Origin of the sequence: Zhongshania aliphaticivorans (genome assembly GCF_001586255.1) — a bacterium.
GTDB classification, from domain to species: domain Bacteria; phylum Pseudomonadota; class Gammaproteobacteria; order Pseudomonadales; family Spongiibacteraceae; genus Spongiibacter; species Spongiibacter aliphaticivorans.
Genome location: NZ_CP014544.1, coordinates 1,929,001 through 1,940,092, shown reverse-complemented (window position 1 = coordinate 1,940,092; position 11,092 = coordinate 1,929,001). Strand labels below are relative to the sequence as shown.

The following is an 11,092-nucleotide window of genomic DNA, read 5'->3' as shown; positions in this document are numbered from 1 at the left end:
CGCGTAGCAATGCCCTGATGCGCGAAAATACGGTGCGCAGTAACCTCGTTCAACCCACAAAAAGAATTTGAGCAAGCTTACTGCTATTAATATTTCAAGCAGCAATAAACTTAAGCCAGATAGCAGCCATTTATTCACAGACTTTAATGGTGCCTTACTGTCGTGCTGTGTTTGAAATCATTGGGAGGTTTCATTGGTTTCAGTTAATGGGCAAGTACTGCGTTCAAACTCGATGCCAGGCTGCGGGCCTGCTGGCCGCCCTAGACTTAACAAGCTAGGCTTGCTTCGTACGAATTTTGCCTCACAGTTATTGTTGTAATAAATCGTTAGTGATACTAGATCGATGCTTTCTAGGCTCATCGCGACATATTGATGTTTGTGAATAAACTCAAGCATCGTGTCCAAGTCTCTTAGATGAACTGCCGATGGTGCTAATGCCGCATTGCCTAAGACACTCCATCCGAGCAACACAGTGATGGCCACCCTTTTTATTACCTTCATGTTCCCACCTGTTTTAATTCTGAATCTTATCTGAGTTTTGAAGTAGCGCACGTTCAATTTCTCGTACTGTAGCTAATGCATAGCCACTTTCATCGAGTTGACTCAGGCGATAATGGTTGGCCAAAGCCGAAATGGCAGGCAAAACCCGGGCAAAATAGTGCGCTACATCTTCCGAATCTGACGAACGCAATATTATTTCACACTCTGCGGCAGCATTTTCTACCTGCCAGCCAATTTCACCCCAGTGGTACGACTTCTTTTGCTTCCGCTTGGCATCCTGAAATTGCTTAATAAGTACTGCATTCATTTCAAGCTGGACGCGTATTTTACGTGCGCGATATTTGGCAAGCGGCGCCCTCTTCGACGTAAAAACACCATGCAGCCTCGCCACAAGCTGCTGGTATTCCAGAGAGATTTGTAATCTTAGCCGAGCCCACGTGTTCACGAAGTTTCCTTTAATTTTAATGCACTCAAATCAATAGCTGATCTTGTGCACAAGGCCTGCTCATTCTCGTTCATTCACCTTGAGGATTAAGGTATCAAGACCAATATCAACGCTTTCTGACTTGTCCCACCAATCGCACTCCTTGATACACAGCGTGGCAGATAAAAGATTTGCTTTTACGTTTTCGATATCATTGATCGTATTAAAGGACTTGCTATTGCCGCGTACGTAATACCAAACAGACCAGTAATTTTCCTGCTTAATTAGACCAAGGGAAAAGGAACCGTAGATACTATTTTTATGCTCAATAATGAGCCATCGGCGCCCTTTTACCGCTTTTTCAAATCTAATCGACTTGTTAGCACGCGCGCGCTCCAACAAGGTCTCTATATGAGCCGTATTCTGTATTAGCCTTGGCTTAATCTCGCTTGTTGATTCATTTAAATACAAACCGGTTTGGTAGTCGCTAAGTAAGTCAGCCCATTGGTCCGTAAATAACTGCGGTTTGCTAAGCTCGTCTACATCACACTCACAATCAATGGCGTCACCATCCAAGGACCAATTGCTCGCCGCGCGATAGCAGCCTGCAATCTCATCAACCCGCGATATACCCTCTACACTAGGAATCGCCAGTAACTGCCAGCCGTTATTTTTTCGTAGCATATACGCTTGCTCAAGCCCTACCCCTTCCATAAGCTCGCTAACGATGAAACGAGGTGCGTGCGTACGCTTCTCTTGGCAAGCGCCCAACAACTCAGCGTGACGCATAGGCTTTTCAAAAAGCGTATGCCCATCAACACTGAGTGTTAAGATCCGAGGTTGATCCAGGCGGCTTGCTATACTTAGCGTCATTGCTTTTTGCTCAGGCGCGGTTAGTTGCCAATTGCGGCTAGAATGCTCTAGCGCATGGCTGGAGGAAGCCGCCAGTAAAGATAGGTAAATAAGGAATAAACGGATGACTCGCGCGGTGGTCGTCACCGTATTATCTAGCACCACAAACTGGCTTTGAGCTAACAAACTGCGGGAGGACTCAGATATGTCCCGACGGTGGCGACAAGAATTATGCTTGATCCCTGCTAAGCAAAACATTTACTCAGCTTTCGTCACAATAAGCTTAACTTTATCGTCTGGCAATTCAGGGCTGCTTATATCTAAATTGTATTTATTCCCGTGTATCAACCAGGTTTCACCAAGTTTGTTCGCCGTTAAATAGCAAACTTCGCCACCCAAAACCACGCCTGGGGAACGAAAAGGAATTATGCTTCGCTCTGCATTACAGCTCACGCTCGCAATGTCGGGTGAGAGCGACGCGATTCCAGGATAAATACCCCACCAACCGGGAAAACCATTACTAATCGCCAAGACCTCCTTGGTTTCACCCACAGATAAATAAATGGCGGCGGTATCATTTTTTGTTTCTATTAAGGCCTCATAACTCGCCCTGCTGCCAGCGCAAGCCTGCAGTAGCACACAGATTCCAGCTAAAATTATAATATTAACGCGCATTATACGAACCTCGTTAGCGTGCAGATATAAACAAGAAAGGGCCTTTTACGGCGCAACGGGAATACTTAGCAGCCCATAGGTACACTCATATTGATAAGACTTAGCACACGCCAGTTTACGCCTATTTTTTCCTCAATTTTTATGCGAACAGTACTAAGCGAAATTTCCACGGGCCGATAAGCTTCGGGCCAGCCTTCACCCTCTAAGATGCCTAGCCAATGTTCACCGCCGACGCGTAACACTTCTGCTTTAAGCTCTTCATCAGAAACCCTTGGGAAACAGTCGACATTAATGTCATCGAAATTGGGCAGCGAATACTCCCCGTTCTTTGCTTCCGTCAAGCTATGCCATTGCGAGGTGCAGTGCTTCCAGTCGATTAAATCAAGGTGAGGACCTTCAGCTGTAACCGTCATACTGGTTTCGAGCTGAATGGTAGCGCGATAATGTAGATTATTTTTGTTGATCAAAAGTAGTGTGCCGTTCGACAGGCTGTCACCAATGTCTAGTGAGTCGCTTATCTCCTTTTGGAGTGGCGCAGCGTATTTAATCGCTTTCTGCGGCAAGGCGTCAGCGTTAGTTATTAACTCAATACCGTCGAGCGCATAGGTGAAGCTTGCGACTAAGAGACCTAATACTGCGATGCAATATTTCATATATGCGCTCATTTTAAATTTTGCCGATACACGTGCTATTGCCCAGCTCAGCGCTTTGTTTTGGCACGCTATCATTTGCAGTTATTCAAGCTGGTGCTGCAAGCCCTGCGCCTAAATAAGCTATTGAAAAATTACACACTGTAAAGTAAGTAAGCGCCCCTGCGGCATGCTGTCAGTTAAAAGAGTAATAGAAATAAGCCGCTGAGGCACTTATTTTTTATAGCCAATTACACTATCTAATTGAGCGTGGTTACTTTTGACTTGCACGGACCAGCACGTCCTGTGTAGGCCGAATCACACCACAAGCAATACGCTCGCCAGCATCGCCACTAGGTTGGCTACGGAGGTCATCCCTTCCGGCATGGACAACGACTGCGCGATTTAACACATTATTTATGCCTGAAAATGCAAGGGATTTACTTATTAGGCGTGCCTCAACCTTACCGTATTCGTCAGCCCGTATATTTCCAAGATCGCCTGCGTGATGCTCGTCTGCCTCTGGTGCTGCATGGACGCTTTTGCTAGGACTAAAGTGAGGGCCCGCCGCATTTCCAGCATCGCCACAATCAGGCCGTTGGTGAATATGAAAGCCATGGAGCCCAGGATTGAGACCTTTTAACGATATCTCGATTTGCATGTCTTTTTCACCCTCGCCTGGCGAAAAATAAACTGTGCCGTAAACGTCTTTTTCCCCCGTGGGCGCAATCTTGGCTTCGGCGGCGGGAATGCTGGCAAATTTCGCGTGGCCCATGGCCCCGACTTCGGGCCCGGTGTTACCTTCAAGAGTATTACTTACTTGCTGCTTAGACTCCTCACATCCAAGTAGGGCTGTGAACCCGATGGCTAGAGCCATAGATTTTTTGCTTAGTTTCACCATTACTCCTCCTATTTATGTATACGCGTTTGTGAGTTCGCATTTAAACGGCGAAGCTAGTTTTGCGTCGGCAAATCAATCGCCTTCCAGGCACTCATACCGCCGATTAAATTAATTACGCTTTTATAGCCCGCTCTGAGTAAAATACTCACGCCCAAGCTAGCACGGTGTCCGACCCCGCAAGTCACCACTACCGGTTTTTCCTTATCGAAAGGTAATTTTCCGAGCTGCGCTTCCAAGCTACCGACAAACATATGTGTAGCGTTCGGTATATGACCGGCGTCATACTCGTCGATTTCACGAACATCGAGTATTTGATAGCGCTCTAAATTAGCAGATAAGTCTCTTGGCGAAATCGTGCCGGACATTTGAATTGGTAAACCAGAACTCCGCCACTTACCAAAGCCCCCGGCAAGACCTGCCCGAATATTATCGATACCAATGCGCGACAAATGCATGGCCGCGATATCAATATCCGCCTGCCGTTCAGTAAGCAAGTAAATCGGCACGTGCTCATTGCCTATCCAACCACCAAATACCGAAAGACCGCCAAGCCATATACTGTGAGCATTATCTATATGGCCGCCAGCAAAGCCTTCAGGATCGCGGGTATCTATAATTAGCTCGCCCCCGCTTTGGTTGGCAAATTCCGCAGCATTTAATATTTGCACTGAGTTGGGCTGAAACTGAGATTTGATCCCGCCTTGGAGATTGACTTTTTCCATGTGTCTAAAATAAGGCGGTCGTGATAAGCGTTCACCGCCCTTCTTCTTAGAAAATTCCTCACGACTTAATGTAAAAACCTCGTTATATTGCTTTTCATCACCTATTGTGGAGTAGGAGCGATCTGCCATACCGCTACCACACACCGAACCTGGGCCATGGGCAGGTAAAATTAACGCGGTATCGCCTAAATCAAAAATTTTCTCGTGAACAGAGTCGTGTAGAAGCGCAGCATTTTCAATAGACGCGTTTTCATCCGGCAGATCGGTTCGTCCAGTTGTGCCAAAGAAAAGCGTATCGCCTGTGAATACACACCAAGGCGAATTTTTATTCTGAGGCGAATAGACAGCGTAGCAGGTACTTTCCGGCGTATGTCCCGGCGTGTGTAGGGCCTGAACGGTTAAACGACCAACCGAAAGTGTTTCATTATCGTCCAATTGCACATCGCCATGGCCAAATAATTTGTGACCGCTATTAACGATACGCGCGCCGGTTTGCTCAGCCAGGTAGGCAGAGCCCATAACAAAATCTTCCTGACGATGTGTTTCCAGCACGTATTTGACTCGTGTGCCCATATCTCGCGCCGCGTCGAGATATTCGCCAATATCGCGCCGAGGATCAACTATGACCGCTTCACCGCCATCAGCCAGTAAATAGGCATAATGAGCAATTCCAGGGGTTTCAAGGCGCTTTAATTGCATACTGATCTCCTTTTACAGCTATCATTTAACGTTCAGTGTCAGTTCCGTTCCTTTTTGCGATGACGGAATTAGCGGCTGCTCGCTCTCTTGAATCATTGTTGCTTTTGTTGAGCACTGTGATTCCCAACTAAATAATCTTGCGGTTAAATGATTAAATCGCACGGGAATGAGATAGCTAAATCAAGACAATGACGACGAGCAGCGCACATTTAAATGTCTTGTAAGCGATTCACGGAGTGCGCCATCAGCTTCAATTGATGCTCATGAATATCGATGAGCTGCTGCAGCGTTTCAGACGCTGGCGTCGCTGCACAGCGGCTTAGTAAATACCGATAAAGATCAACTAGCTGTTCGTAAATCCCATTCACATCAGAAAATATTTCATCGGCTGATAATTCAGCCCAGCGCGGATTTATTTTTGCGGTATTTGGCAGCGGTTGCTCGTTAAAATACTCAGTGCACCAAGTACCCAAGGCATTCGCACTCTCAGTGGGTGTTAATGCATCTATGGTTTTGGCTAAATTAAGCTGATGGTCGCCAATATAATGACTGAGCATCTTCGCGCGCTCATCTTGGCTGGTCGCCACACTCGCTTGTAAATGTGTCCTGAAGGATCGGTGAAATGCCGCCGACCACTCCACAATATCTTGGATGGTTTCAATATGCATATTGGCCTCCCCGTGGTGTTAATATTTTTCTTTAGTTACCCATGGGACAATGAGAAATGCCGAGATACTCACGAGGTCGCCAAAAAAGCTGAGATGATGGCCTGCTAAATGGCAACGTAGATTGCAATAGGCCTAAATTAATTTTATTAACATAAAAGTAAAATTTATTATCAATGCGTCGCATTGCTTTCGCGTTTTCAATGTCGCCTGAAACTGTCAAGTTTCAAATTTCGTCTTATGCGGATTATTTTGTTGATGGCTTTTTATACACACTTAACGGCTGGTTTAGGTGTGCGTTGCGCCAAAGAGCCGCAGTGGCTTCGTTAATGTAAGGCGGGAAAGGTCCTTTCAGAGGGGTTACGAGTGCGGCAGGTGGGCTGCATAGTGCGCGCCCACGGCATTTATATTTATATAATTAAAATAAAGCGAGTTGCGATGCGCCCCGTTCACTTGCCCAAAAGACGCCTTTTAATTGTTGAACTCCGGCTTCCCGAGCGGCCACGGCAAGTGCTTTTGCTTGTTTCTCGCCATAACGCTGTATCGAGAATGTCGCTTTACCAAAATCTCCCGGCTTTTTGGCAGGCCAGTGAGCCTCCCAATACCAGATTTCTTTAATACAGCCATCTTTAAGTTTGTAACGCTTGGCGTAGCGATAAACGCCGGGAATGCCAGATGTGTTATGGCGTCGAGGAGCGTTGCAAAATTGTTGGCGAGTCGTAGGTGGGTATTGGTCAATGACCTCGTCCCGATGGGCTTTTGCCGCGAGCAGGGCTTTGCGCTTTCCGCCATAGGTTTTATCGGGGAAATTTTTAACCAGTAACTTGTTCTGACGCCTTAGACTGACCCGCCAAGCATGAGTGCGGTAAATCTCATCGTCAATTCTGGAAATGCCATACATGGCTTTACGTTTAGACATGTGTCCGGTAAGTCTCACTTCTTTAATGGTTTAGCAATATATAAGCAATTTATACACCAATTGTAACCAAGTCGGCCTGTGCGGTGCAATTGACGTTTCATTGACTAGGGCCGCGCCGGGCCGGCTAATCTAACATCATATGGTAACATTCAAATGCGCTCTTCCCTAGTATTTAGCTAGCTAACGGGATATCCGACATGCTGTGCACACCACAGTTCCCGGCTTCCCCCGATTTGCTTCCAGCATGCGTTTAGTTTATGGCTCGTTACTTGGACGTCGGCGCCGCCAATGCCGCTGTAAGACACGATTTAGACAGTGTAGACAGCAAAAAAGTAATGCGCTCACCCCAGCCAGAGAAAGTCCGATATACAAAAATAAATCGGGTGCTTGCATCATGGTCGACATCAGCGACTCATGATAATAAAAGAACCACTGGTGCTCATCTGGGAAGATAAGTGTGTGAAGCTTATAAAAGACACTAACCCACCCAACGACCATGATCAGTGCTGCGACGGCGACGATCCAGAAGACATTTGCCAGTAATAGCTGGCGCCAAGATGGCAAACGCCAGGATTTAGCAATGAAGCTAGCGAGAAGAGCCGCCCACAGCAAAAACAGTAGGGGCTCGCCTTTTTGTAGCGCGCTAATTAAATTGGCGACATCTTGTAAGTGAATGATTTCAGCCTGGTGTAATAAGGGGCTGTTAATGCCTTTATCGGGAATTGAATAGCGTATATCAGCCAGACCCGCGCCCTGATGGCTAATCGAGTGGCAAATTTGGCTAAATAAATCAATGCGTTGCGCGCGCGTCGTGTCTGCAAAGCCCGTTCGATAGATATTCTCTGGGCCATACTGACTAATATTCTCAGCAATCCCGATATGGTCATGCCAAAAGCCATAAAAAAAATCGCCTGCCAAGAGTAAATGCCACGCAATAAACAAGCTGACGCCGAGCGTAAGTATGTTGTAGAGCATGTTACGGCTAATAATGGCAATATTCGGCACCATCTCTGGGTATTCCTATAGGGTTCGGCGCCAAGCTTAGCTGATCTGTCCTAGGCTTTGTACCGTCTCCGCAATTTGCGTCTGCATTGCTACATCGCCTATAAAAGCCGAGTAGAATGAGGGGTTAAAATTTGCGCTAGGCTATTTAATAGAGAACTGCTGATGAGTATGACGAGCACCGGTATTGGTAAACGCATTATAAAAGATCTGCATCCTAAGCAAATCTTGCTTGCACTAGATGAAATAGATGCCAATGCGCCGAGCTATACGCTGAACCGTCCCCAAGCCCTGCGCCGAGTATTTGTGGTATTAGCCTGTGTTTCGGTCTGTTTGTTAATCATTCACTACCTTAAATACTCTTCGGTATTCGTCGCCCTACTGCAAATGTTGAGTGAAACAATCGATAAACCATCGCATTATCTGTATCAGTCCCTTAGGCAGACGGGCTTTGTCGAGCTAATTACCTACGCCTGGTGGACAGCCTGGCATGTGCTTGGTTATGTACTGATTCCGGCACTCGTCATTAAGCGCTATATCAAATTGCCGGTGGCTGATTTTGGTTGGCGCTGGAATAACACCAGTCAGCACTGGGCGGGCTATTTATTACTGCTCTCGCCAATATTACTGTTTGTTGTCATTGCCGCCTCTAACCGAGACTTTGTTGCCCACTACCCCTTCTATCGCTTAGCTGGCCGAAGCTGGTTCGATTTTCTCGCCTGGGAATGCCTTTATCTTGGTCAGTTCATTTGCCTCGAATTTTTCTTCAGGGGATTTTTTCTGCAGGCGCTACGGCCGGCGGTGGGCGCTAATGCGGTATGGATAATGTGCGTACCGTATTTAATGATTCACTTTCCTAAATTATGGCCGGAAGCCGGGGGAGCGATACTGTTTGGGCTGTTTTTAGGAATTTTGGCGCTGCGTTCAGCGTCAATTTGGGGAGGATTCTTTGTGCATGCCGGTGTTGCGGTGGGTATGGATGTGGCGTCCCTTTTAAAGCAGGGAAACATCCCCAAGGTTTTTTGGCCTTTCTAGCGCAGCGCTTGTTCCGCTCAGCGCTAAGATGGGCTAAGCAAGCGCCAGTGCAGCTAGCCACTAGCGCTGGATAAAACCTTAAGCAAAACTCGCCGCTTTTTGGTATGCCTCTCTGCCTTGTAGCTTACTCAAATACGCTAGGGTCTTCGCTTTATCAGTAAGCAAGCCATGCGCATAAGCGATCTCCAAAATCATGCACATCATGATATCTGCCGCCGTGAATCGGTCCCCTGCAAAATAGTCCCTGCGGCCCAATGTCGCCTCTATGTAAGCAAAATCGAGGGCGAGCTCTTTGGCAATATAACCGTCGAGGGGCTTATTGCCTGCCCGTTCTTCGCGTTTCATAATCATATTTATAATCACTGGCATGGCCAGAGAACCTTCTGCGAAATGCAGCCATTCTAGGTAGTCGTAATAGCATGGCTCGCTTTTAGCCGGACGTAAGCTGTGTTGGGGAGTTTGATCTAACAGGTATTCCATCACCGCCCCCGACTCACACAAAGTGCGCTCACCATCGACAATAACCGGTGATTTAGCCAGCGGATGAATTGCCGCAAGGCTAGCAGGTGCAAGATTTGTTTGCGGGTTGCGCTGATGATGCACCACTTCGTAGGGTGTTTGCAGCTCTTCTAAAAGCCAGATTACGCGCTTTGAACGCGATTGATTTAAATGGTGAACAGTAATCATATTGGCGCCTTTTAAAGGTAGTGCGGCTTTTTTTAACTAAAAGCTGACGGGGCAGCTCACAAGGGGCTGTTACAGCGCCATCTCTAAAATTTGGCGACTAACAAGCGGGGTAACTTCGCCCTGCTCGCCGAGTTTCACCATGCCATGTTCAGTAAGCTTGGCAAGTAGTTCATCGATGTGCTCAGCGCCGAGATCGACCTCTGCCAACCTAACAGGCAAGCCCATCGCGCTAAAAAACGCTTCGGTTGCGGCAATTGCCTGATCAATTCTGGCTTCTTCGTCGCCGTCCCTAATCCCCCAGACCCGATCAGCGTATTGAAGCAGTTTTGCTCGCTTAACACTCCGCCGTACTTTTAAAACCGCTGGCAGCACAATAGACAAGGTACGAGCGTGGTCAATTCCGTGCGCTGCGGTGAGTTCGTGGCCAATCATATGGGTAGTCCAGTCTTGTGGAACACCGGCACCAATCAGGCCATTAAGGGCGAGACTCGCGGCCCACATAATATTGCCGCGCACGGCAAGATCATTTTTAGTTGCGAGCGCCAGTGCCTTTGGGCCCTCTTCGATCAAGGTTTGCAAAAGCCCTTCAGCAAAGCGATCTTGCACTTTGGCATTTACGCTGTAAGTGAGGTACTGCTCCATGGTATGAACAAAGGCGTCGACCACGCCATTACCTATTTGACGATCTGACAAGCTCAAAGTCACTGCGGGGTCGAGTACAGCAAACTTAGGCCTAACGAGGGGGCTAGAGAATGTGCCTTTGTGGCCGTGGCGGGTAACCACCGCGCCAGCATTACTTTCGGAGCCCGTCGCGGGCAGGGTCAATACCACACCGATGTCCAGCGCCGCACGAATACGCTGCCGCTTTGCAATGATGTCCCATGGGTCTTCGCCGTCATAACACGCCGCTGCGGCAATAAATTTTGCGCCGTCAACCACGGAGCCACCGCCAACGGCTAAAATATAGTCAAGATTATTTTCAGTAATCAGGGCTTGCGCCTTCATTAAGGTTTCATAGCTTGGATTGGGTTCAATCCCGGAAAATTCCACAACGCTATGATTGGTCAGTGCTAGGGAGAGCTGTTCGTAAATGCCATTATTTTTTATTGAGCCACCGCCGTAAACTAAAAGGATCTTTGCGTCGGCGGGTATTTCCTTGGTAATAACCTGAATTTGGCCCTCACCGAAATGGATGCGGGTTACGTTAGAGAAACTGAAATTCAACATGAAATAGCCTTTTAATGACTCAAAGAAAGGTTTGTACGGGCAGTCTACGCAAATCGTTTTTATATCGACGATAAAAGCTTAAGGAATATCTTAGCAAAGCGAAGACGCCACGGTAAGACTGTCCGATTGCGGTAAGGAAGCATAGCGACGCGCA

General features: G+C 47.4%; 13 protein-coding genes. 1 reads left to right on the top strand and 12 read right to left on the bottom strand.

Going from position 1 to position 11,092, the window contains the following annotated elements:
- Window positions 1-177: 177 nt before the first annotated feature.
- From AZF00_RS08605 to AZF00_RS08560, 10 genes are all read right to left on the bottom strand, one after another.
- On the bottom strand, window positions 178-501 hold the full coding sequence (locus AZF00_RS08605) for a ssr3402 family protein (protein WP_008247997.1): 324 nt from the start codon (window positions 499-501) through the stop codon (window positions 178-180).
- 13 nt (window positions 502-514) lie between these two features.
- Window positions 515-808 carry a hypothetical protein gene (locus AZF00_RS08600; protein WP_040802709.1) on the bottom strand — a complete coding sequence of 98 codons (294 nt, stop codon included), beginning with the start codon at window positions 806-808 and terminating at the stop codon, window positions 515-517.
- A gap of 198 nt (window positions 809-1,006) precedes the next feature.
- Window positions 1,007-2,035: a hypothetical protein gene (locus AZF00_RS08595; protein WP_008247992.1), complete on the bottom strand. Its 1,029-nt coding sequence runs from the start codon at window positions 2,033-2,035 to the stop codon at window positions 1,007-1,009.
- A complete protein-coding gene (locus AZF00_RS08590) occupies window positions 2,036-2,452 on the bottom strand; it encodes a hypothetical protein (protein ID WP_008247990.1) in 417 nt (138 codons plus the stop codon). It lies immediately after the preceding gene.
- Window positions 2,453-2,517: 65 nt separating this feature from the next.
- The gene (locus AZF00_RS08585; RefSeq protein ID WP_008247975.1) at window positions 2,518-3,105 is read right to left on the bottom strand and encodes a hypothetical protein; all 588 of its coding nucleotides are present in this window, start codon (window positions 3,103-3,105) and stop codon (window positions 2,518-2,520) included.
- A 250-nt stretch (window positions 3,106-3,355) separates the two neighbouring features.
- The gene (locus AZF00_RS08580; RefSeq protein WP_008247972.1) at window positions 3,356-3,982 is read right to left on the bottom strand and encodes a superoxide dismutase family protein; all 627 of its coding nucleotides are present in this window, start codon (window positions 3,980-3,982) and stop codon (window positions 3,356-3,358) included.
- Window positions 3,983-4,035: 53 nt separating this feature from the next.
- Window positions 4,036-5,403, bottom strand: a complete 1,368-nt coding sequence (locus AZF00_RS08575) for an MBL fold metallo-hydrolase (protein ID WP_008247970.1) — start codon at window positions 5,401-5,403, stop codon at window positions 4,036-4,038.
- 209 nt (window positions 5,404-5,612) lie between these two features.
- The gene (locus tag AZF00_RS08570; RefSeq protein ID WP_008247967.1) at window positions 5,613-6,071 is read right to left on the bottom strand and encodes a hypothetical protein; all 459 of its coding nucleotides are present in this window, start codon (window positions 6,069-6,071) and stop codon (window positions 5,613-5,615) included.
- Window positions 6,072-6,486: 415 nt separating this feature from the next.
- A complete protein-coding gene (locus AZF00_RS08565) occupies window positions 6,487-6,987 on the bottom strand; it encodes an AP2 domain-containing protein (protein ID WP_008247965.1) in 501 nt (166 codons plus the stop codon).
- 255 nt (window positions 6,988-7,242) lie between these two features.
- Window positions 7,243-7,995, bottom strand: coding sequence for a lipoprotein intramolecular transacylase Lit (locus AZF00_RS08560; protein ID WP_008247963.1), 753 nt, complete (start codon window positions 7,993-7,995; stop codon window positions 7,243-7,245).
- A 159-nt stretch (window positions 7,996-8,154) separates the two neighbouring features.
- Between AZF00_RS08560 and AZF00_RS08555 the strand changes: the two genes are divergently transcribed.
- The gene (locus AZF00_RS08555) at window positions 8,155-9,024 is read left to right on the top strand and encodes a CPBP family intramembrane glutamic endopeptidase (RefSeq protein WP_008247961.1); all 870 of its coding nucleotides are present in this window, start codon (window positions 8,155-8,157) and stop codon (window positions 9,022-9,024) included.
- Window positions 9,025-9,102: 78 nt separating this feature from the next.
- Here the strand turns inward: AZF00_RS08555 and AZF00_RS08550 are convergent, their stop codons facing one another.
- Window positions 9,103-9,711 carry a glutathione S-transferase family protein gene (locus tag AZF00_RS08550; protein WP_008247960.1) on the bottom strand — a complete coding sequence of 203 codons (609 nt, stop codon included), beginning with the start codon at window positions 9,709-9,711 and terminating at the stop codon, window positions 9,103-9,105.
- A 69-nt stretch (window positions 9,712-9,780) separates the two neighbouring features.
- Window positions 9,781-10,938, bottom strand: coding sequence for an iron-containing alcohol dehydrogenase (locus tag AZF00_RS08545; RefSeq protein WP_008247958.1), 1,158 nt, complete (start codon window positions 10,936-10,938; stop codon window positions 9,781-9,783).
- Between the last annotated feature and the right edge of the window lie 154 nt (window positions 10,939-11,092).